The sequence below is a fragment of the Dehalococcoidales bacterium genome (assembly GCA_041656115.1).
Classification (GTDB): domain Bacteria; phylum Chloroflexota; class Dehalococcoidia; order Dehalococcoidales; family UBA5627; genus UBA5627.
On record JBBAED010000001.1, the window covers coordinates 172937 to 195682 of the forward strand.

The window sequence follows — 22746 nt, forward strand, 5'->3', positions numbered from 1 at the left end:
ATCCTCTTAAATCCTTCATTTCATTCAGGATGACAAAAAAGCCCGTTCGCCCTGAGCTTGTCGAAGGGTTCAACGAACGAGAAGGAACGAGGATTACTACTCGGCCACCGTTATGGTTCGACAAGCTCACCACGAGCGGCTGAGAAGCACCCTGTCTTTGCGAGACCATTCCCGCAGGGAAGGCGAAGCAATCTCATATAGATAAATTCGTTAGAGATTGCCACGTCATTCGCCTGATGGCTCGCTCCTCGCAAAGACGTTACTATTATTGTCATTCTGAGCCTGCCGAAGAATCTGGGAGTTGGCGGATAGTCTAACGTTTGGTAATGGATTTACAGTAGAACGGTGCCTCTTATTTGTAGCCAAGGTCACCTCATAGCCTGTGTTTCCCATCCTCTTAGATCCTTCACTGCGTTCAGGATGACAAGAGTGGGATTGCCACGTTACTCGCCTAACGACTCGCTCTTCGCAAAGATGGTTTGTATGGATTCCTTTGTTGTCGAAAATAATTTTTATTAGTAATGGCACATCGCACAGTTGAAAGTCGTTTTCGCTTCATCCGGTGAGTGTGATGTATGGCATAACAAACAATCCTGAAGTTTTGGTGAGTAGTCTGAGCCGGGTGTGCCGAAGGTAACCGGGTTAATGTTAAGACAGTGATAGTTTAAGTTTTTAGCGGAGTTTTTATCATCGATATTATGGCATATCAAACAGTTCTCGTACCCGGTCCCCATCAGCAAATTTGAAAAACCGGGATTGTCCGTCTCCGGGGTGCCTCCATTATTACCGCCGCAACCGGTGCCTATCATAGGAATAACCGCTAAAGCTATCATAAACGCAATTAAGAGTTTTTTAGATTTCATTAAAATCCCCCGAAATATGTTATTAAACAATTCTCATACATTATTTTGTAAACTGGTCGTACCAAACTTTATGTTCTTCTTTTGCGTACGACTCGCTAACATTGCCGGTAAACCACGATTTAAGCAGCGTACGGTGTTTTGTAGATAGGACAACAAATAGTACATGAACGATAACCATAATAACAAAAAGCAGAGAAAAAATATCATGTATAAGCGTTGTTACCGCTAATGCAGTGTGCGATATTCCCCAAAAGTGTCCCATTATCTTAATAAAACCGGTGATAATTTGGACGCCGCCTAATATTGCATAGACTAAAAATGCCGCTTTTTGCGACGAAAGATATTTCCCCTCGTTACAGCATTCTTTTTTAAATAAATATTTTCCAATCGTGCCCTCCGACAAATCCTTAAAATTAGGAATTAGCGATGAGAGCTTACAAGAAAAGATATAGTCGGTTAGGAAATAAAAGCCGCCTAACAAGGTAATATTTAGCCCGATAAAGTGCATATTGAGCGGGAAAAGTATACTTTTGAGGGTATCGGTAAAATGAGGAAAGAATAAGAAACCGATTATGAATCCCGATATAATTAATAAAAATATCCCAACTACTGTTAACCAGTGTTCTATAAAAGACCCGATTTCGTGTCTTTGAACCTTTCCGTTTTCGATTATTGCTTTGCATGTAAATCTTTTTCTTAGCAGTCCAAGCAAAATTCCCGCCACGGCAGACACTATAAGTAACCACGGCAATTTGGATAAAAGTAACGTGTCCGGAAATGACGACAAAAGAATTCCCCCCGCAAAAACAGCAAGAAGTGCAATACTGACTAACCATTTAGTTCTGCTCATTAGTAACCTCAAATTATTAAGATGGTTTAAAAAATTAAATTAGCAAAATTATAAATCAACAAATCCCTAGTTTTAAATGCTTCGGAATTCAAAAAGCGCCTGATTTTCGCCAGGCGCTTTTATTATCAAAATCTTATTAAATTATCAATCCCATTGGACAAACATCGGCATCACAACATGGGTGTAGTTATCCATCCCCAGCGGCCTAAAGACGCCCGGGCTGGAAGGGCTGGTTACTTCAAGGGCAACCTGGGATTCGTGTAAAACGTTTAGGATTTCGGTAAGATATTTACTGTTAAAGGCAATCTTTGATTCGCTTCCTTGAACCAGCGCATCCACCTCACCCTCATTATCGCCGATTTCTTCCGAGCGCGCAGTAATTTTCAGTTTTCCGGGGGCTTCTTTAACTCCCGGTGTAATCACTAATTTAATGATATTACTACCGTCACGGGCAAAGATACTGGCGGTTCTGGTTGCTCTTAAAAATTCCGCAATATCCACCACGGCGCGTGTTGAATAGCTTTGCGGGATAAGCTGAGAATACTGCGGGAAAGCCCCCTGAATCAGTTGTGAAACAAGTTCAAAATCTTTAAGCTTAAATAAAATCTGTCCTTTGTTTGTATTGACTCGGATCTCAATTGGGGCCTCTTGTTCTGCGGCCATTCGATTAAGTTCCGCTAATGTTTTTGCCGGAATGATAGCGGTAGTTTTCTTTTCAACGGGTGTTGCCAGCGGCATTTTATAAACTGCGAGCCGGAAACCGTCGGCGGCAGCCAGTGTTAAAGTATCTCCTTCAAATTCGGCATTAACGCCGGTCAAAACAGGTCTGGATTCATCGACGGCGGCTGCAAAAACAACTTTTTCGATTCCTTTTCTTAAAGTTTCGGAATCTATGCCGGTTACCACGCCGTCGTCAACGCTGGGTATCGGGGGGAAATCTTTGGCATCAACTCCGCCGATTCTGGCTTCGAATCGGGCGCATTTCAGTTGCATTGTGCGGGTGCGTGCGGACAAGCTCATATTGATTTTATCGTTGGGCAAAGACCCCACGAATTCGGTCAATAGTTTTGCGGGTAAGGTAATCGCACCTTCGTCTTCCACTTTGGCGCCGATCCAAAAAGTAATCGCCATCTCCAAATTGGTTGCCACAAGTTTGAGGCGTCCCTCATCCGTTGCCAATAGGACATTGTTGGTAATTGGCAAGGTTGTTCTGGTTGTTGCGGTTCTGCTGATGTAATTTAAACTGCGATTAAGATTTTCTTGAAGACAAGATAATTTCATGACGCACCCCCGATATATAGTAGTGTCGAGTAGTATATACCAAAATGTGGTATTAAAACAAATATTATTACAATATTTTAGACAATTTGGAGCAGTTTTTTCAATATCGGAACAGCGTTTCGGGCGGCCATTCCGCGATGGCTGATTTCATTTTTTAAATCTTTGGAAATTTCTGCCATTGTTTTTCCGAATTGCGGCAAAAAGAAAATCGGGTCATAGCCGAAGCCGTTTTCACCCCTCGGCTCAAAAGTTATCTCCCCACAACATTCGCCTTTACTAAGTTCGGTCTGCAAATCTCCGGGGGTTGTAATGGCAATAACGCTGCGAAATCGGGCTTGCCTTTGGTTTTGAGGAATCTTTTCCATTTTGCCCAGCAGATATTTAACCCGGTCGCTGTCGGAAGCATTTTCTCCCGCATAGCGTGCAGACATAACACCCGGTTCTCCCCTCAGCGCCTCCACTTCCAACCCCGAATCGTCAGCTAATGTTAAAAGACCGCTTGCCTTGGCAAAAGAAAGGGATTTTAAAGCGGCATTCTCTTCAAAAGTGGCGCCGTTTTCAATAACTTCCAACTCCAAGTTGATATCGAGAGGAGAAATAATAGAACAGGGCAAACCGGCGAATATGAGTTTAAACTCAGCCAGCTTGCCCCGATTGTTAGTGGCAATAAGCAGCGCAGACATTTAGTCTTCCAGGGTTGTAAAGCGCTCCTTGAGTTTTTCCATTACTAGCGGCATGGTGGTATATTCCATTTCCTCCAGCGGTAAGCGGTGCGGCTCAAAAGGACCGTGGCGGCGTAGGTATTCCGCAGCCCAGTTAGCCTGTTTGCGCGCTTCGTCGAAAGAAATATCGTCAAACATATCGCGTGGGCCAATCAATTTTCCGTTCGAAAGTTGGAAACCGAGAGCGGTTACTCGAGGCGGACCGTCAAAGCGGGTCGGCTTGCTGTCGGCAACCGAAACGGGCATTAGCGGGCCGTTGTGCGAGCCGCGCATCCAGCCTTCAACCAGTGACGGCTGAGTAAAGGGTTCAACAACTTCACCGACGGCTGGGAAAGCGCCCTGGCAGCGTACGATGCAAACAGGGTCGTCTTTACCGACATAGCGTCCGGCAATTAAACATAATTTCTGTGTCGAAGAAACGGCGGCTATTTCACCGGTATCTCGGCTGCTAACCGATTTAACGGCATAACGCGCCGGTGCGCCGATAAGAACTAAAAGGTCATAGATTTCTTCGGGGGAATTAAAACAGACCTTTTTACTTTCCTTAACATCGTGGACTTCAAACGAGAAGCCTTTATGCATATTGGGGGCAATTACCAATCCGATGGTGTTAAACGGGTCGGCAAACATTTTGTATAAGGGCATATTCCAAGCGCCGGAAGAAGTTTTATCGGCCATAAAGATTACAATCGGTTCGGAGGTTCTTTCTTCAATTTCCATCTCGGCAACGCCGGGTCCCATTCCTTTAACGTTACCGGAGAAAGCGTCGGATAATAAGTCTTGTCCGGCTCCGTACAATTTTAACTTTTTGGCAACCTCGGTTCCTTTAACAAAGGTATCCCATGCCATTTTGTGGATTTTTTCATTTGCTTCACCCAACTGGTGGGTCATTATCAACTGCAGGTCATCGCCGCACTTGGTGACGTGATAATCAATCAACATTCCTTCGGATTTAGCTTTCTCCATGCTTTCAATTGCCGAAGCAATTACGTCGGGGTGGGAATCGGAATGACCGACAAATCCGCCGATGTCTGCTTTAATTACACTCAAAGTTAGTTTCATTATGCCCTCCAAAAAGACTTAAATAAATAATATTTGCTTAATAATCAATCCCTCGGCGCGCTTGTATGCCGTCATTATAGGGGTGTTTTATCATTAACATTTCGGTTACCAAATCGGCCGCCTGTACTATCTCGGCATCCGCGTATCTTCCGGTTAAAATCATCTCTACGTTGGCCGGTTTTTCTTTGATTAGCGTAAGTAAATCGTCCGTGCAAACCAACCCGAGGTTAACCGCCATGTTAATTTCGTCCATAATCACTACGTCGTATTCTCCGCAGAGGACGGCATTTCTTGAGGCGTCAAACCCCTTTTGGGCCTGTTCAAAATCTTCGGGACGGATGTTGTCTTTATCCACCCAACCTTCGCAGCCGAAGCTTTCAAATTTAACCCCGGAAAGTAAAGACAGGGAATGTTTTTCACCGTGAACGTAGTTGTTGGCTTTTAAAAAGAACGCGAAATAAATTTTTAATCCGTGTCCGGCTGCCCTTGAGGCAATTCCGATGGCGGTTGAAGTTTTCCCTTTGCCATCTCCCGTAAAGACTGAAACCAGTCCTTTTTCCAGTTTATTCGGTGTCATTTCACTCCTAAAATTAACCAACGCGGCTGCAAGTATTACAGCATAACAGTTTAACAATCACACTCGAGTTGTGTCAAGGAACACTGAGGGGTTTGTTAACGTTTTTAAACAGAATGTTTGCATTGAGATAAAGTTTCCATTAAAATAGCTTTCCATGAGGTATGTACGATTTTCAACAAACGGAAAAAGCGAATACGGTGTGCTGAACGACCATACAGTTCAGAAGTATGAAGGGAAACCCTTTAAATATCTTGAACCGACCAATGAGTTCTACCCGCTTGAAAAGATAAAGCTCCTTGCTCCCTGCGAACCGTCCAAGATTATAGCAATGGGTCTGAATTATCATTCGCATGCCAAGGAAATGGATTTACCGCTTCCGAATTCGCCGCTGACATTCTTAAAGCCGTCAACATCGGTTATCGGCCCCGGCGAGAGTATAGTCTATCCCGATTCGTCAAGCAGGGTGGATTATGAGGGAGAGGTGGCGGTTGTAATCAAAAAAGCCGGCTGGCGTATTTCCAAAGAAGACGCGATGGATTACGTTTTAGGTTACTCTTGTTTTAATGATGTTACCGCGAGGGATTTACAGAGGGCGGATCTCCAATGGACAAGAGCAAAGGGATTTGATACTTTTGCCGCTATCGGTCCGTGGATAGAAACCGATTTAGACCCATCCGATATTGGAATTGAAACTTATTTAAACGGTAAACTGAAACAGAAGGGCAATACCGGGGATTTAATCTATACTATTCCCGAGATAATCAACTTTATTTCTAATGTAATGACGCTTTTACCGGGCGATATTATTGCTACCGGTACACCGAGCGGAATAGGGCCGATGTACCCGGGTGATGTTGTTGAAGTTAAAATTGATTCCGTTGGTACTTTGAAAAACAAGGTAATTAATAACGGCTGTCAGTAGAAAATCCAATCGAATTTGTGAGAGAAGGGCGGGAAACCGCCCTCTTTTTTTATGCCCTCAAAAATGTCATCCTGAACAAAGTGAAGGATCTAAGAGAGCGAGAAATGTAGGCTATGAGGCATCCTCGGCGATAAAAAAGAGGCATCGTCCTATCATAAAATCCGTAGCCAAGCGCAGCACTATCCACCAACCCCCAGATTCTTCGGCAAGCTCAGAATGACAATAATAGTAGAAACGTCTTTGCGAGGAACGAGCCTTTGGCGAGCGACGTGGCAATCCCCAATAAATTTAATCTATATGAGATTCTTCGCTTCGCTCTGAAAGACAGAGGAGGATTGCTTCGCTGCGCTCGCAAAGACAAAATGAATCGCTTCGTCTCTTCTATCGAGAACGGTCTTGCAAAGGCAAAGGGAATATCACCCTAAATGAGGCGAATGCCCTACCCCTTTGCTTTTTTCTGCAGTTTGTAGAGTTTATTAAGCGCTTCCAATGGGGTTAGCGAATCTATATCCAACTTCTCAAGCTCTTCCACGACCTCCGGTTTTACCCCAAACAAGGAAAGCTGGGGGTGGGGTTCTTGTTTTTCGGATTTAGCGGAAGCGCTTTTGATACTCTCGGACTCCAGTTCAGCAAGGACTTCATCGGCGCGGCGGATAACGGTCTTTGGCATCCCCGCCAGCTTTGCGACATGTATCCCGTAACTCTTATCCACTCCCCCGGGGATAATGCGGTGTAAAAAGATAACGTTTCCGGCGTCTTCGGCAACGCCAACATTAAAATTTCTTACCCGCGGAAGATAATCGGCAAGCCGCACAAGTTCATGGTAATGGGTGGCAAAAAGGGTTTTGGCTCCCAATCCTTTATGGTTATGAATATATTCCACCACGGCGCGGGCAATCGCCATTCCATCGTAAGTGCTGGTACCGCGCCCGATTTCATCCAATATAAGCAGTGATTTAGAGGTGGCGTTGTTTAAAATATTGGCGGTTTCAACCATTTCAACCATAAAAGTTGATTGGCCGGACGCCAAATCTTCGCGGGCGCCGATTCGGGTAAAAATACGATCGACCAGCCCGATAACGGCTTTTTCAGCCGGAACAAAACTGCCGATTTGCGCCATTAAAACAATCACGGCAATTTGCTTTAGATAGGTCGATTTCCCGGCCATATTGGGGCCGGTTAGGATAATTAATTGAGCATCATCGTTGGAAAGCGTCACGTCATTCGGGATAAACTCGCCTTGCTTGAGGTTACTTTCGACAACCGGATGTCTGCCCTGTTTGATAATGATTTGATTACCTTCGTTAAGCTCGGGTCTGGCGTAATTATTACGAACGGCTACTTCGGCAAAGGCAGAAAAGAGGTCAATCTCGGCAATTGTATTGGCAAGAGCCAGTAAAGCCCCACCGTAATCGGCAACTTGCCGGCAAACGCGTCTGAAGATATCCGTTTCCAGTTCGTTAATTCTGTCCTTGGCATTTAAGATAACCGATTCGTATTCCTTTAATTCGGGCGTAAAAAATCTCTCCCCGCCAACGAGCGTTTGTTTGCGGATATATCTCTCCGGTACCTGTTGCAAGTTGGATTGGGAAACCTCAATGTAGTAACCAAAGACGCGATTGTATCCGACTTTAAGCGATTTAATTCCGGTTTTCTCGCGTTCCTCTTTTTCGAGGTTAGTGAGGTACTGTCCGGCGTCCTTGGAAGCTGTGCGCAGTTTATCAAGCTCTTCGGAGAAACCGCGCCTGATTACCCCTCCGTCTCCCAAAGACGATGTCGGCGGTTCTTCAATCGATTCCTCAATAAGCGAGATTAACTCCGGTTGCGGCTTGAGTTTGTTTTTTAGCCACTCCACCGGCATAAAATCAATGCTTTCAAATATTTGCAAAAGCCTGGGGACGGTTTCAAGGCTGTGTTTTAGGGCGATTAACTCCTGCGGCATTGCAATATTTGCGCGGATGCGGTTTGTTAAGCGCTCAAGGTCGGTTATATTTGCCAGTTCGTTAATAAATTGCCGCCTTGAGATATTATCGTTTAAAAACCATTCGGTGGCGTCTTGTCTGATTGTTAATTCTTGTAAATTCAATAACGGCTGCCCCAGCCAACGCTTCAGCATTCGCCCGCCCATTGATGTTTTGGTTAAATCAATAATTGAGAGCAGCGAACCGCCGATATTACCCGAAACCGCACTTTTAAAAAGCTCCAAATTGAATTGTGTGGTGTTATCCAGCGTCATAAAAAGCGAGGGGTTGTAAGTTGAAAGATGCGTTATTTGTTTTACAACGCCCTTTTGTGTTTGCTTGAGGTAGTGCAATACAGCCCCGGCAGCTTGGGTTGCCGACGGTAATCCGGCGCAGCCGTACCCCTCAAGTGTACTTGCCTCAAAATGGTCAAGCAGGGTCTTACGGGCTACTTCGAATTCAAAGTAATAATTTTCAATATGGCTAACAGTTGGGTTAATCCCGATTTCCGGTAAAGTCGCTCCTTGCGGAATTACAATTTCCGCCGGTTGTAAGCGTTCCAGTTCGGTTTTAAGGTTATCGATATGAATCTGCGCAGTTGCAAACTCGCTGGTGGTAATATCGACATAGGCGATACCGGCTGTTTCTCCGTTTGTTATAATTGCCGCCAAGTAGTTATTGGCTTTCCCTTCCAAAAGCTCGGGCTCAATAACCGTTCCGGGGGTGACCAGTCTTACGACATCGCGTTCAACAATTCCTTTTGTTTCTCCCGGTTTGGTAATTTGCTCACAGAGGGCAACTTTATAACCGCGTTTAATCAGTTTTGCCAAATAATCGTCAAGGGCATGGTGGGGGATTCCGGCCATCGGGATTTTGTAGTTTTTACCCATACTGCGGGTCGTTAACACAATTTCCAGTTCGCGCGCCGTTATTTTGGCGTCTTCATCAAATGTTTCGTAAAAATCCCCCAGCCTAAAAAAAAGGATGGCATGGGGATATTGTTGTTTTATTCTGAGGTATTGTTGACGAATAGGTGTCGGATTATCCTTCATAATGGATATATTCTACTTTAATCGGCTTACAAATAAAAGTAATTTGCCGTTTGAAGATAAACAAACGGGCGGTCTAATCGTCCTTTATGTTAGAATGAAAGGCAGTTTATGCAAAAAGGGTATGGAATGAAATACAAATTAGTGGCAGTGGACGTTGATGGGACGTTGGTCGATAAAAACGGGAAGGTTTCCCAAGTTGATATTTTGGCAATTGCCAAAGCGCAATCAAAGGGTATTCAGGTTTCGCTGGCAACGGGGAGGGTTATCAAGGCTTGTCGCCGCATAATTGAAGAGGTTTCTCTTGGCGGGCATCATATTTTCTACGACGGAGCCGTTGTTACCGACCCGGTTGCAGATGACACCGTTTACATTAAAACAATTAACGAGGGCGTGCTGCGAAGGGCAATCGAATTTGCGCGCGCAAACGAAATTTATTTAGAGCTTTATACGACCGAAAAGTTCTACGCCGAGCGGACAAACTGGTCGGATGTTGTCCATCGCAATTATTTTGGGGTGGATCCGATTATCGAAGATTTGGATAAAATCTGTGAGTGTCACAAAATTGTTAAGGCCGAACTGATTTCACGCAGTAAACAGGAAGATGCTCAAATTGAGATGTTTAAAAATGAATTCAACGGCCTTTTGCGCTTTTCGTCCGCACACTCTCCGGCGCACCCCGATATTGAGTTTGTAAACATTGTTGATCCGCTTGTTTCCAAAGGAGAGGCCTTGCGGGCTTTGGGCGAGCATTTGCAAATCAAAAAGGAAGAAATTCTGGCAATCGGGGACGGGCTTAACGATTTACCCCTTTTTGAAGCGGCCGGAACACGGGTTGCAATGAAAAATGCCTACGATGTTTTAAAGGCAGAGGCCGATGATATAACAAATGATGTGGAAAATGGCGGGGTGGCGGCGGCAATCGAGAAATATATCCTCAACAGCCGATTTTAGTATTCTAAATTAAAGCGTTTCCTAAGTGTTTCCATGCTTGGCGGGTTTGAGCGAATTATCGGCGGGCTTTTTATGCGGGCCTTTTCCTCTGCAATTTGCTCCATTTTGCGGTATTGTGCCGCCAAATTGGTGTTATCGATACTGGCAACACACCTTTGGCACTTGCGGGCAACATAAAGGGCGTTATCTTCAACGGTAAACCTCTGCATTGTATCGTAACGCTGGCGCATTGCCTCAATAGCGCCCCTGCGTCGAAACACGCGAGCCCCTAAGAGTTCTTTACTTGCGGTTTCCCGCGCCTCAATGTAACTCTCGGCTTTGCGGCGGAAATAATTCTCGTCATTACCGTCAAACATTACATAATTCCTTTATTAATCGTATTAAGGTTAATTATGTCTAATAACTTGTATCTAATTTAATATTTAACGGTTGCGTTGTCAAGAGGTTTGGCACCGATAATTCTACAAAATTATGATTGACACGATAATTAATGAGTTAAACTTTATAACAAGGCAATTTATCGAATGGTATAATTTTGCCTTCATCTGCGCTAAGAGCTTCAAAACAATCATTGCAAACTACTATACAATTTTCAGTATTCCTACGTCCGTTCAAAGCTATGAGAATACGAGTAGTATAGTTACAATCCTCTTAACTCAATATTCTTTTACAACATCTGGCACACTTCTCTCCATGACCACTATCAGAACCTTGTCTAAGACTTGCTCCATTTCGAACCCTAAAATTATTGATAATATCCATAATAAGCCCCCTAAATTAGACTGGATAAAAAATGGTAATGATTATAATGTTTGCTTAAATGGCAATTGGACTTGCATATATCTTATGACTAAAAAATGTCTTATCTTACCAACTTCAAATTTAATGCAATATTTAACAAATTATCCGTAATCGGCTTGCGGAGCGCTTACCGATAGCGGTTAAAGCAGTTCTTTTATTTTTTGTGCCAGTAGCGGAGTAATGCCTTTAACTGAGGTTAACTCTTCGAATGTCGCCGTTTTAATTTCGGCTACCGTTCCGAATTCTTTAAGCAGGGCTTTCTTGCGTGCGGGGCCTATTCCCGGTACGCCGTCGAGTGCAGAAACAAAGGTTTTTTTCTTGTGCAGGTGATGATGATAGCCGATTGCAAAACGGTGGGCTTCGTCTCTGACCCGCTGCAGTAACTGTAATGCGGGTGAGTTTTTAGCTAAAATAATCGGTTTTGAAATGCCGGGGAGAAATATTTCTTCGTTTTCTTCCGCTAAACCGATTAGCGCCGGAAGTTCAACCCCAATTTCCGCTAAAACAGCGGTAACCGCGCTGAGTTGTCCTTTTCCGCCGTCGATAAGCACAAGGTCGGGCATTTTACTCCAATTATCCGCAGCCTCTTCTCCCGTTTTTTTGAATCTGCCAAAGCGTCTTCTGATTACTTCTTGCATCATCGCAAAATCGTTGGGCTGCTCTAATGTTTTAATCTTAAAATGGCGGTAAAGCGCTGTTTTGGGGCGTCCTTTTTCAAAAACAACCATACTGCCGACGGCATCTTTTCCCTGTATATTGGAAATATCATAGCCTTCGATACGCAGCGGCAACCCCTCCGTTTTAAGGACTTGCTGTAATTCTTCCAATGCGGCGCCAAGGTTATTCTGGCTTGATATTTGCTTAATCATTAATTCTTTTAATCCCAGCGCGGCGTTTAGAGCAACCGTTTCAATCAGTTGTTTTTTATTCCCCTTTAGCGGGGATTGGGTTTTTACGCTTGCGCCTTTTTTCTTACTAAGCCAGCCTTCGATTACACCTTTATCCAAAATCGGGTATTGCAGAACGATTAACGAGGGGATGTAGGCGGCGGATGAATAGAACTGCTTTACGAAATCGGTCATTACCTGTATCGGTTCTTCGGATTGAACCCCTTTAAGAGCAAAACCCTCTCTGCCGATAATTTTACCGCCGCGGATAAAAAATATCTGTGCGTATGCGGCGTCTTTTTCTTGCGCGAAAGCGATTACATCCTGTTCGCCTTGAACGGTTATTGCCAGTTTTTGGCAGTTGATAACCTCTTTGATGGCTTTAATGCGATCCCTAATCATTGCCGCTTTTTCGTATTCCAATTTCGAAACGGCTTCTTTCATGTTCGCTTCAAGCTCTTTAACAACCTTTTCCTGCTTGCCTTCCAAAAAGAGGATTAATTTTTGAATGGCTTTATCATACTCTTCTTTGGAAATGGCTCTGATGCACGGTGCCGGGCATTTATGGATGTAATATTCCAAACAGGGCCGCGTAATTTTACGGGATAAATCTTTGGTGCAAGGACGGAAAGGGAAAATCTCTTTAATGGTTTTTAATGTTTGCCTGATTGAATAGGCGCTTGCAAACGGGCCGAAATAACGGGCGCCGTCTTCTTCCAGCCTGCGGGTAATTTGAACCCTGGCGTATTCCTCATTGGTTGATATTTTTAAATAGGGGAAGGTTTTATCGTCTTTAAGCCTGATATTATAAAAGGGCTTATGCCTTTTGATTAGGTTAAGTTCAAGGATTAAGGCCTCCTCCTCGGAGGCCGTTATAAAATATTCGATGTCATCAATACGCGGAACCATATGCGTAATTTTAAAGCTCTGTTCCGTTGACTCGGCAAAATAAGACCTGACACGATTCTTTAAATTGATTGCCTTACCGACATAAATAATCGTGCCTTCGCTGTTACGCATAATGTAAACGCCGGGGTTTTCGGGCAGGCGCTCCATTTTTTCGGCTAAAGTGTTATTACCCAATATCTGTTTTAACCTCTTAGTAATATTGTATCACAGGCTAATTTGAGAGCAAGTAAAAAGGGTGCTCCGATTACTTAAAACCGGAGCGCCCCGCGGTTTCCAACAAACTGTAGTTACTTATCGATATTGTTTAAAGCGTCAATGTGCGTTGCCGTTTCTCTCGCCTTATTTAATAACTGCTCGGACAGGACCGAAAGCGTATCGGCGGCGGCAATAATTGAATTAACCGAGAAGACGGCAAGATTCGCAATTTCCGCGGCGGCTTTTGCGGCTTTATTGGCTGCCGCCTCACCGGCTTGACGCAGTTCTTCGGTTTTTCGTGTTGCTTCGTCGGAAAGCTGTTTAAAGGTTTGGATTGCTTCTCTGGCGGCATTTTCCGCTTCATCGGCTCTTTCCGAAGCATTTTGGGCGGCGGCAATCGCACCGGCGGCAATAATTTCGGCCTGATTTACGGCGTTAGCCCCCGCTTCGGTTGCCTTATCGGCTGCCAGCTCGCTGGCACGGCGCTTTTCCTCGGCCTTTGCAATTGCTTCGTCGGACATCGCTTTAAAGGTTTCAATCGCATCCTTGACCGCCCGGTCGGCTTCCTCGGCTTTTTGGGCGGCTTGTTCGGAGGCGCTGATTGCCCCGCCGGCGATTAACTCGGCCTTGGCGGCCGCATCGGTTGCCGCTTTTGTTGCTTGTGCCGCCGCTTCCCGGCCGGCCTGTTTGGCCTCTTCCGCCCTTTTACTGGCTTCGTTTGAGGCCTCGGTTGCCGAAACTGCCGCGGCGTTCGATGTCCTGGCGGCCGCTTCCGCTCTGCGCGCGGCTTCCGCTGCCGCTTCGATGTTGGCATCCATTTCATCCAATATTTGCGGTAAAGGCTTGGTTAAAATTTTGGCCCCCTTAAAAGAGGGCTCTTCGTCAGCAATATTTTCCGGTTGATTGTTTTTATTTTCTTCTTTTTCCAAAACTATTTTAACTCCGTCGTAATAAATTAAATCCCTTTTAATAATATTATAGATTCAATTTTTGAAAATTAAAAACGCCTTTACGCTTAAAAATAATTTACAAACGATTTTTGCTACTTAATTATTTTTGAAGGTTATGTTAAAATAGGGGGAAACTTAAACAGTGAGGAGGCATTGTGAGAGAAGATCTTGATAGCTTTTTAAATTACCTTACTGTAGAAAAAGGCTTTTCGGTTAATACTGTTGAAGCATACCGTAATGACCTGCTGCAGCTTTTGGATTTTGCCGAAAGGGAAAGTGCCGGTAAAGACGTAATCCCATCGTGGGAGGGTTTTAACAGGCAGAGTATGCTAAGTTATGTGTTAAGCCTTAAAGAAAGAAAGTACGCGGTAACAACTACTGCCCGCAAAATTGCGGTGGCCAAGTCCTTTTTCGGGTTTATGTTGTCTGAAGGCAAATTAAAGGAAAATCCGACGGATAACGTAAGCTCACCGAAAGTGGGTAAACCGCTCCCCGAAGCGCTTTCGATAAGCCAGGTACGCAATTTAATCGAACAGCCGGCTAAGCTCGCTACCCCCGATGCCAAGCGTGACCGTGCGATGCTTGAACTTCTTTACGCCAGCGGGATGAGGGTTACCGAACTGATTTCTTTAAATCTCGGCGATATTGATATCGAGAATAATTTTGTGCGCTGTTTTGGCAAGGGAAGCAAAGAGAGAATGATTCCGATTTATCCCCAAGCGGCGAAAGTTATTGATGAGTATATTAAGGATGTGCGTCCGATATGGGCACACAGAGATACAGAGAGGGCCTTGTTCTTAAACCAAAGAGGGGAACGTTTAACAAGGCAGGGTTTGTGGCAGATATTGAAAAATTACGCCAAAGATGCGGGGCTGGATAAACAAGTTACCCCGCACACTTTAAGGCATAGCTTTGCCACCCATATGCTAAGCGGCGGCGCGGACCTGCGGTCGGTTCAGGAATTATTGGGGCATGCCAATATCTCTACTACTCAGATTTATACCCATTTAACCTCGGAGTATGTCCGAAAAACCTATGAAAAAGCCCATCCGAGGGCTAAGTAACCTTAAATTAAATCCGTCTAAAGAGGTCTGTGATGTCTGCAAAACAAAAACGCGGCAAAGGGAAGTACGCATATCAAGCTAAGGTGGGGAAACGTGAAGAACGCCCCGCGGCAGATTCGGAAGTTATCGCCCCTATTGCCGATGAAGATAAAAAAACGGCTGGCGATGTTGATTTAAAGGCGGTTGAAGCTCCCGTTGTTAAAGAGAGCCCCGCCAAAGCCCCCGTCAGCATCGGTAAAATCAGTTTACTGCGCGAGATGAAACGCATTGTTATTTTTGCGGTAGCAATGATTCTGTTATTGGTAGTTTTATCTTTTGTGTTAAAATAATTTGATGGTTGGTTTTTGCCCGTTATGGATTATGAGGCAGCCGGAAATGCGCTGGTTGATGATTTAAAACGTCATATTAAGGATGCGCAAGTCTTAGAGGCAATGTTGCGTGTTCCGCGGGAGCTTTTTATCCCACAGGAAGTAAAACATCTGGCTTACGAAGACAGGCCTCTATCTATTGGCAGAGGGCAAACGATTTCACAACCTTATATTGTGGCCCTGATGACCGAAGCCTTGGGGCTTATCGGTAAGGAAAAAGTTCTGGAACTGGGGACAGGCAGCGGATATCAAACCGCGATTTTAGCCGAATTGGCGGAATTTGTGGTTAGTGTGGAACGCATTCCGGAATTTGCCGTATCAGCCCGGGAAAGGCTGAGTGTACTTGGATATAAGAATATTGATGTTCAGATAGCCGAACCGAATATTGGCTGGCAGGCCGGAGCGCCGTATGATGCGATAATCGTTACCGCCGCCGCTCCGTTTATTCCGGAAAAACTCCTGGATCAATTGGCAATTGGGGGAAGGATGGTAATACCGGTGGGTTCTCGTTACGAACAAAACTTATACAAAGTAACTAAACATAAAGATAAAAACGAAATCCGGGATTTGGGTGGTTGCCGTTTTGTGTCTCTTATCGGGGAAGATGCCTGGGATGAAGAATAACAGTGAATTTTTCGAAACAGGCGTGACGCCGGTGCCGTTTTGGCACAATTTCCCGGATTTGGGTATCAAAAAATGGATTATCATCTCCTCATTACTTTTTACTTTGGGATTAGTTGTCGGTGTTTTTACCCCGGGCGTTGATTTATTCTCAAGTTTGGAAAACCTTACGGAAATTGCCGATGATGTCGCAGTTCTCTCCCCGCTCGGGTTGTTCATCTTTTTTGTGGTCAACAACATTTTTAAAGTGGTCATGTCTTTTATCCTCAGCTCTTTGCTTTGCATTTTCCCCTTGGTTTCATTGATATTAAACGGCTGGCTGATATCGGGTGTCGGCCATTTGATAGTTGAACAATACTCATTCGGTTTTTTTATGATGGGAATAATTCCGCACGGGATTTTTGAGATTCCCGCGCTTATTATCGGTCAAGCCGCCGCATTAAGTTTTGGTTGTATGGCGATTGCATCGATATTCAGTTCTGAAAAAAGGGCCAAGCTGCTCCCTAATTTCCGCGAAAACGTCAAATATCTTGGTGTTGCCGCCGGGTTATTGGTAATTGCAGCCGTAGTTGAAGCGTTTATTACTCCGTCAATATTGAATCTGTTTATATAAATATCTGTTTAGCAAGGATTGCCGGTTAAAGGCATAAAAATATTCTTGGAAATAAAAAAGGAGAGCAGGTGGAAAGATGAAACAGTATCAACCGGAAAATATTCGTAATGTAGTTTTGCTGTCGCACAGCGGGGCCGGGAAGACAACGCTGGCAGAGGCAATGTTATTTAATGCCGGGGTGATAAACCGCCTGGGGAAGGTTGACGCCGGCACTACCGCTTCGGACTTTGAACAAGACGAAATAAAACGCAGAATAAGTATCAGCACAACGATATTGCCCTACGAGTGGAACAGCCATAAAATCAATATTTTGGATACGCCGGGTTTCTCCGATTTTGCAGGAGAAGTTGAGGCTGCCGTTCGTGTTTGTGAGGGGGCGGTTATTGTTGCTTCGGCCTCTTCGGGGATTGAAGTCGGGTTGGAAAAGGCTTGGTCTTATTGCGAAAAGAATAATTTGGCAAGAATTTTTTACATCAATAAAATGGATCGTGAAAATGCCAATTTCGATAAAATAACCGGCGAGATTCAATCCAAATTCGGTACCAAATGTACCCCCGTACAGATGCCGGTTGGAGCACACACCGATTTCGAAGGCGTTGTTAGCCTGATTGCAATGAAATATTACCCCGGAGAAAAGGGCGAAGAAACCGATATTCCGGCGGAAGTTAAGGCCCAAGCCGATGCTTTGCGCGAGAAGATGGTAGAGTCTATCGCCGAAACCGACGACAGTTTGATGGAAAAATACTTAAACGGCGAGGAATTAAGCGAAGTTGAACTGTTGGATACGCTTAAAAAAGCAATCGAATCGGGGCAATTATTCCCGATTTTAGCCGGTTCGGCCCTGCAAAATGTTGCGGTAAATCGCCTAATGAACGTAATCGATGAATATCTGCCGTCGCCAAACGGTGCGGAGATTAAAACCACGGAAGATTCAGCTGTTCAAGATATCAAAATCGCTGCCGACGGCCCTTTGGGGGCGTTGGTATTTAAGACCAGCGCGGATCCTTACGTTGGCAAACTAACCTATTTCAAGGTCTTTTCGGGAGAGCTTGAAAGCAACTCGCAGGTTTGGAACGCCAATCAGGCCAGTATTGAAAGAATCGGCCAGCTCTTCTTGGTAAGGGGCAAAACACAGGAACCGGTAGCCAAAATAGGCGCCGGTGATATGGGTGCGGTTGCCAAGCTTACGATAACAGCAACCGGCGATACCCTTTGCATGCAAGAGAAACAAGTTAAAATCGTTCCGGCCTCATATCCCAAAACACTTTTTACGGTTGCGGTGTTACCTAAAACCAAGGCCGATGTTGATAAAATGGGTCCGTCTTTAACCAGATTAACCGAAGAAGACCCGACACTGAGGGTCTATCGCGACCCCGATACCGGTGAAACCATTATGGCCGGGCTCGGTGAAACTCAACTTGAGGTTGCCGCCGAGAAAATGATGCGCAAGTTCAATGTCGGTGTTGATTTGAAAACCCCCAAAGTCCCTTATAAAGAAACAATTACTAAAGCGGCTAAGGGCGAATATAAGCATAAAAAACAAACCGGCGGACACGGTCAGTACGGTCATGTGATACTTGAATTAGAGCCGATTCACGAGGGCGGCGAGAATGAATTTGAAAACAAGGTAGTCGGCGGTACTATCCCCAAAAACTACATACCGGCGGTTGAAAAAGGCGTACAAGATGCCCTTAAAGAGGGTGTTTTAGCGGGGTATTCGATAGTAAATGTTAGAACCTTGGTAATGGACGGTAGTTTCCACCCGGTTGATTCTTCGGAAATCTGCTTTAAGATTGCCGGTTCGGGGGCTTTTAAGAGGGCAATGGCCGAGGGTAATCCGATTTTACTTGAGCCGATTGTAAACTTAAAAATAACTATCCCCGGCGATAACACGGGTGATATTATCGGTGACCTTAACACCAAACGCGCAAGGGTACAGGGCATGAACCCCGACGGTGATTTTAACGTGGTTGATGCTCAGGTTCCTTTGGCGGAGATTTTGCGCTACGCAATCGATTTGAAATCAATGACGCAGGGCAGAGGCACCTTTAGTTACGATTTTGACCATTACGAAGAAGTTCCTGCCCATGTCGCTCAAAAAGTGATTGAAGAGGCTGAGGCTGAAAAACAGAAATTGGCGGAAGGAAAGGCCTAGCCTTTAAGTAAAAAAACGTTTAAGAATGCCGGCAGGGTAGTAATATTCTGCCGGTTTTCTTTTTGATTTACTTAGGATGACAGTTTCTTTTCGTTCGCCCTGAGCCTGTCGAAGGGTTCGACGAACGAGAAGAAACGAGAATTACTATTTAGCCGCCGTTATGGTTCGACAAGCTCACCACGAACGGCTAAACCATTGTCTTTGCGAGCGTAGCGAAGCAATCTCATATAGATTAATCCCTTGGAGATTGCCGCGTCACTCGCCAAGGCTCGCTCCTCGCAAAGACGTTTATTAACTTGTCATTCTGAGCTTGCCGAAGAATCTAGGGGTTGGCGGATAGTGTGCTGTTCGGTTACTCCTTATACAGTAGGGCGATTTCTTTTTCGTGATTCCGAGTTCACCTCACAGCCTATATTCCCCGTTCTCTTAGATCCTTCACTGTGTTCAGGATGACAAGGAAGAGATTGCCACGTCACTCGCCAAGGCTCGCTCCTCGCAAAGACGTTTATTAACTTGTCATTCTGAGCTTGCCGAAGAATCTGGGAGTTGGCGGATAGAGCACCGTTCGGTTACTCCTTATACAATAGGGTGATTCCTCTTTCGTGATTCTGAGGACGCCTCATAGCTTATATTTCCCATCCTCTTAGATCCTTAATTTTATTCAGGATGACAAGGGGAAAAAAGGATGACAGTTTCTTTTCGTTCGCCCTGAGCCTGTCGAAGGGTCCAACGAACGGGATATTTTTGAAGCCTACCGAAAAGCAGTATGAATTATGCGGTCTATCCCTCTTAAATCGGGGATAATTGCAATATTTTTAATACAGGGAATTACTTTAAGCAAACCAATAACGGCATCCCTTTGCCCCAACCCGATTTCAAGTAACAAATGCCCGCCGTCGTTTATTTTTTCTTCAACTTGCCCGCATAAAAGCCGGATTACATCCAGCCCGTCTTCACCGCCGTCCAATGCCAACTCAGGTTCAGAGCGGACCGCAGGCACATCTTCCGTGCGGACATAAGGCAGGTTCGCGGCAATAATATCGGCTTTTTCAGGCAGAGGTTCGAGCAGGTTACCGTTTAAAAGCGCTACCTTTTTGTTAACGTTATGTTTATGGCAGTTGATATCGGCAACCATTAAAGCATCCAAAGAAATATCGATTGCGTAGATTTTTGCCTGCGCTATTTTGCTTGCTAAGCTAACCGCAATCGCTCCGCTTCCGGTTCCGATATCGGCAATAACAGGGTTTGGGTATCTTTTACTGAGCTCCAGTGCCTTATCAACCAAGTGCTCGGTTTCCGGCCTGGGGATTAAAACCCCTTTTTGAACATAAAAATCAAGACCGTAAAATTCTTTGTTATCGATAATGTATGCGCTGGGTTCGCCGCTAATCCGGCGGTTAATTAAATCCCAAAACAAGTTTAATTCCGGCGGCAACAACTCCTGCTCGGGGTTTTGATAGAGCCGAACCCTGTCAAAACCTAATACATGCCTTAATAGGATTTCACTTTCAAGCGCGGCGTCTTCAACTTTCTGCTCCGACAGCTTGGCAGCGCCCTGTTGAAGGCATTCCCTTACAATCATTCTGTATGCGATTCCAACAGTTTTGTTTGCTCGTCTGTTGCTAATGAATCAAGCAGATCATCGATATTGCCTTCCATAAAATGCGGCAGGTTACGCAAGGTGATTCCCCCGCGGTGGTCGGTAATTCTGTCTTGCGGGAAGTTATAAGTGCGGATTTTTTCAACGCGCTCGGCGGTTCCGACCTGAGAGCGCCTTTCTTCAACAATATTCCCTTCTTGTTTGCTCTGTTCGATATCCAAAAGCCTCGCCCTTAATACGGACATCGCCTTGGTTTTGTTTTTTAGCTGTGAACGTTCGTCTTGGCATGTAACCACAATACCGGTCGGAATATGGGTAATGCGCACGGCAGTGGCGACTTTATTAACATTTTGACCGCCCGCGCCTCCGCTGTGGAAGATATCAATCCTCAGCTCGTTTTGGTTAATATCAATCTCCACTTCATCGGCAACCGGTAATACCGCTACTGTTGCGGTAGATGTGTGAATACGTCCCGAAGCCTCGGTTGTGGGGACTCTTTGTACGCGATGGACGCCTCTTTCGTATTTTAAGCGGCTAAAAGCCCCTCTGCCGCGGATTTCAAAGATAACTTCACGAATTCCGCCGGATCCGATTTCGTTAATATTAATAATATCGGTCGCCCATCCTTTAATTTGGGCATAGCGGGTATACATACGGAATAAGTCGGCGGCAAAAAGACCGGCCTCTTCCCCTCCGGTCCCCGCCCTGATTTCCATAATAATGTCTTTGTCGTCGTTGGGGTCCTTGGGCAGGAGGGATATTTTTAAATCCTGATATTGATTTTCAACATCGGATTCAAGCCCGTCAATTTCCTGCTTGACCATGGCAAGCATTTCATCGTCGAGGTCATCTTTAAGCATTGCTTTGGTTTCTTCCAATGCCTTTACGGAGTGTCGGTACTTGCGGAAAAGAGTTACCAGGTCTTCCAGTTTGGACCTTTCTTGTGCCAGTTCCAACATTTTTTTAGGGTTGGACAAAGCCTCTTCGCTTGTCATCTCAACTTCAAGTTCGTTATATTGCTGCTCTATTTTAGCAAGTCGTTCTAGCATTTATTTGTTTTTCCTCTGATTTATTCCAAAATATTATAACATAAATAAACGCAATGCCATGTGCGGCATTGCGTTTACGAAAGGGTTATATTGAGTCGCTACAACGAGTTATTGAAGCTGATAATGCTATTCGGAGATACAAGTTTTCCGGGTTTAACGTGTTGACCGTATCCGATAATTGTATTGCTTCCGAGTACCGCTCCCTCGATAGTGCTTCCGGAGCCGATATGGCTCTTATCGGCAACAATCGTATGTTTGATTCTTGCAAAGGGTTCGACATGCACCGATTCCCAAATAATGCAATCGTCAACAACCGAGGAGTTTGAAATCTGGCAGTTGGGGCCGATTACAACCGGTCCTTTTATTTGAACATCTTCACCGATAATGCAGTTTTCTCCGATGACAGCCGGTCCGATAATGCGCGCCGATTGGTGGATTTTGCAATTTGAGCCGGCGGCGACTTTCCTTTTGTTGTTATTGAAACTGTACTGGTTGCTTTTGCCGTCAAGCAAATCGTAATGCAACTGGAAATAATTCTCGGGCCTTCCCAAATCCATCCAGTAGCAATCGGTCGGGAAAGCAAAGACATTCTTCTTTTTTCGTAAAAGCATCGGGAAGATATCCCTTTCGAAGCTGCAATTTGTTTCCTCAGGGATAAGCGACATAACTTCGGGTTCAATAATATAGGTGCCGGCGTTAATCATATTGGTGGTAATTTCGTCGGCGCTGGGTTTTTCCAAAAAACGGGTAATCTTGTTTTCCTGATCGGTTTCCACCAATCCGTAGCTGGTTGGGTCTTCAACAGGGGTTAGGGCAATTGTAAGCACAGCCTTATTTTTATTGTGATGCTCAATCATTGCGGCTAAATCAATATCCGTAAAAACGTCGCCGTTAAAAACCAAGGTCGGCTCATCAATAAATCCACCGGCATTCTTTACGGCACCGGCGGTTCCCAAGGGGTTTTTCTCAACGGTGTATGTAAGATTAACGCCGAATTTACTGCCGTCACCAAAGTAATCTTGAATGGGTTCCGCCAAATAACTGACGGCAAGGGCAATATCGGTAACTTTTTGCGCTTTTAAGCGTTTAATAAAATAGTCGAGAAAAGGGGTATTTAAAACCGGAACCATTGATTTGGGGGTGTTGACCGTTAACGGTCTTAACCTGGTACCGAAACCACCGCTTAAAATTACTGCTTTCATAATCCGTTGCCCTCCTTGACAAAGATAAACAATTTCATCGTCGCTCTATGATACATAGTATATAATATCAGGCATAGTTTTAAAAGAATTT

Annotated in this window: 21 protein-coding genes; 8 read left to right on the forward strand and 13 right to left on the reverse strand. The window is 44.8% G+C overall.

Going from position 1 to position 22746, the window contains the following annotated elements; genetic code table 11:
• Positions 1–515: 515 nt before the first annotated feature.
• From WC958_00820 to WC958_00845, 6 genes are all read right to left on the reverse strand, one after another.
• The gene (locus tag WC958_00820; GenBank protein ID MFA5628796.1) at positions 516–863 is read right to left on the reverse strand and encodes a hypothetical protein; all 348 of its coding nucleotides are present in this window, start codon (positions 861–863) and stop codon (positions 516–518) included.
• A 40-nt stretch (positions 864–903) separates the two neighbouring features.
• Entirely contained in the window at positions 904–1713 is an 810-nt protein-coding gene (locus tag WC958_00825; protein MFA5628797.1) for a cytochrome b/b6 domain-containing protein, read from the reverse strand.
• Positions 1714–1857: 144 nt separating this feature from the next.
• Complete coding sequence (gene dnaN, locus WC958_00830) at positions 1858–2994, reverse strand: DNA polymerase III subunit beta (GenBank protein MFA5628798.1); 1137 nt, start codon at positions 2992–2994, stop codon at positions 1858–1860.
• A gap of 77 nt (positions 2995–3071) precedes the next feature.
• The gene (locus WC958_00835) at positions 3072–3677 is read right to left on the reverse strand and encodes an XTP/dITP diphosphatase (protein MFA5628799.1); all 606 of its coding nucleotides are present in this window, start codon (positions 3675–3677) and stop codon (positions 3072–3074) included.
• Complete coding sequence (gene fbp / locus WC958_00840; protein ID MFA5628800.1) at positions 3678–4778, reverse strand: fructose-1,6-bisphosphate aldolase/phosphatase; 1101 nt, start codon at positions 4776–4778, stop codon at positions 3678–3680.
• A gap of 37 nt (positions 4779–4815) precedes the next feature.
• The gene (locus WC958_00845) at positions 4816–5355 is read right to left on the reverse strand and encodes a cob(I)yrinic acid a,c-diamide adenosyltransferase (GenBank protein MFA5628801.1); all 540 of its coding nucleotides are present in this window, start codon (positions 5353–5355) and stop codon (positions 4816–4818) included.
• A gap of 154 nt (positions 5356–5509) precedes the next feature.
• Between WC958_00845 and WC958_00850 the strand changes: the two genes are divergently transcribed.
• Positions 5510–6277: a fumarylacetoacetate hydrolase family protein gene (locus WC958_00850; protein ID MFA5628802.1), complete on the forward strand. Its 768-nt coding sequence runs from the start codon at positions 5510–5512 to the stop codon at positions 6275–6277.
• 439 nt (positions 6278–6716) lie between these two features.
• On the opposite strand, the gene mutS is transcribed toward WC958_00850, so the two are convergent.
• Positions 6717–9290 (reverse strand): DNA mismatch repair protein MutS, encoded by a 2574-nt coding sequence (gene mutS, locus WC958_00855; protein MFA5628803.1) that lies wholly within the window; start codon positions 9288–9290, stop codon positions 6717–6719.
• Position 9291: 1 nt separating this feature from the next.
• On the opposite strand from mutS, the gene WC958_00860 reads away from it, so the two are divergent.
• Positions 9292–9420: a hypothetical protein gene (locus tag WC958_00860; GenBank protein MFA5628804.1), complete on the forward strand. Its 129-nt coding sequence runs from the start codon at positions 9292–9294 to the stop codon at positions 9418–9420.
• Complete coding sequence (locus WC958_00865) at positions 9417–10241, forward strand: HAD family hydrolase (protein MFA5628805.1); 825 nt, start codon at positions 9417–9419, stop codon at positions 10239–10241. Before WC958_00860 ends, WC958_00865 begins: the two co-directional genes overlap by 4 nt.
• Here the strand turns inward: WC958_00865 and WC958_00870 are convergent.
• The 3 genes from WC958_00870 to WC958_00880 form a co-directional block, all read right to left on the reverse strand.
• On the reverse strand, positions 10238–10597 hold the full coding sequence (locus tag WC958_00870; protein MFA5628806.1) for a hypothetical protein: 360 nt from the start codon (positions 10595–10597) through the stop codon (positions 10238–10240). The two genes, WC958_00865 and WC958_00870, sit on opposite strands and share 4 nt — an antisense overlap.
• Positions 10598–11182: 585 nt before the next feature.
• Positions 11183–13012: an excinuclease ABC subunit UvrC gene (gene uvrC, locus WC958_00875; GenBank protein MFA5628807.1), complete on the reverse strand. Its 1830-nt coding sequence runs from the start codon at positions 13010–13012 to the stop codon at positions 11183–11185.
• Between the two features lie 113 nt (positions 13013–13125).
• Positions 13126–13962 (reverse strand): hypothetical protein, encoded by an 837-nt coding sequence (locus tag WC958_00880; GenBank protein MFA5628808.1) that lies wholly within the window; start codon positions 13960–13962, stop codon positions 13126–13128.
• Between the two features lie 176 nt (positions 13963–14138).
• Here WC958_00880 and xerD point away from each other — a divergent pair, with 176 nt between their 5' ends.
• From xerD to fusA, 5 genes are all read left to right on the forward strand, one after another.
• Complete coding sequence (gene xerD / locus WC958_00885; protein MFA5628809.1) at positions 14139–15047, forward strand: site-specific tyrosine recombinase XerD; 909 nt, start codon at positions 14139–14141, stop codon at positions 15045–15047.
• A gap of 32 nt (positions 15048–15079) precedes the next feature.
• Entirely contained in the window at positions 15080–15376 is a 297-nt protein-coding gene (locus WC958_00890) for a hypothetical protein (GenBank protein ID MFA5628810.1), read from the forward strand.
• Positions 15377–15400: 24 nt separating this feature from the next.
• Positions 15401–16039 carry a protein-L-isoaspartate(D-aspartate) O-methyltransferase gene (locus WC958_00895; protein ID MFA5628811.1) on the forward strand — a complete coding sequence of 213 codons (639 nt, stop codon included), beginning with the start codon at positions 15401–15403 and terminating at the stop codon, positions 16037–16039.
• Positions 16029–16649, forward strand: a complete 621-nt coding sequence (locus WC958_00900) for a stage II sporulation protein M (GenBank protein ID MFA5628812.1) — start codon at positions 16029–16031, stop codon at positions 16647–16649. The genes WC958_00895 and WC958_00900 overlap by 11 nt, the downstream gene beginning before the upstream one ends.
• Positions 16650–16725: 76 nt before the next feature.
• Positions 16726–18804 (forward strand): elongation factor G, encoded by a 2079-nt coding sequence (fusA, locus tag WC958_00905; protein MFA5628813.1) that lies wholly within the window; start codon positions 16726–16728, stop codon positions 18802–18804.
• Positions 18805–19555: 751 nt separating this feature from the next.
• Here the strand turns inward: fusA and prmC are convergent.
• The 3 genes from prmC to WC958_00920 form a co-directional block, all read right to left on the reverse strand.
• Positions 19556–20386 (reverse strand): peptide chain release factor N(5)-glutamine methyltransferase, encoded by an 831-nt coding sequence (prmC, locus tag WC958_00910; protein MFA5628814.1) that lies wholly within the window; start codon positions 20384–20386, stop codon positions 19556–19558.
• On the reverse strand, positions 20383–21453 hold the full coding sequence (gene prfA / locus WC958_00915) for a peptide chain release factor 1 (GenBank protein MFA5628815.1): 1071 nt from the start codon (positions 21451–21453) through the stop codon (positions 20383–20385). The genes prmC and prfA overlap by 4 nt, the downstream gene beginning before the upstream one ends.
• A 98-nt stretch (positions 21454–21551) precedes the next feature.
• Positions 21552–22655 (reverse strand): NDP-sugar synthase, encoded by a 1104-nt coding sequence (locus WC958_00920; GenBank protein ID MFA5628816.1) that lies wholly within the window; start codon positions 22653–22655, stop codon positions 21552–21554.
• Positions 22656–22746 lie beyond the last annotated feature (91 nt).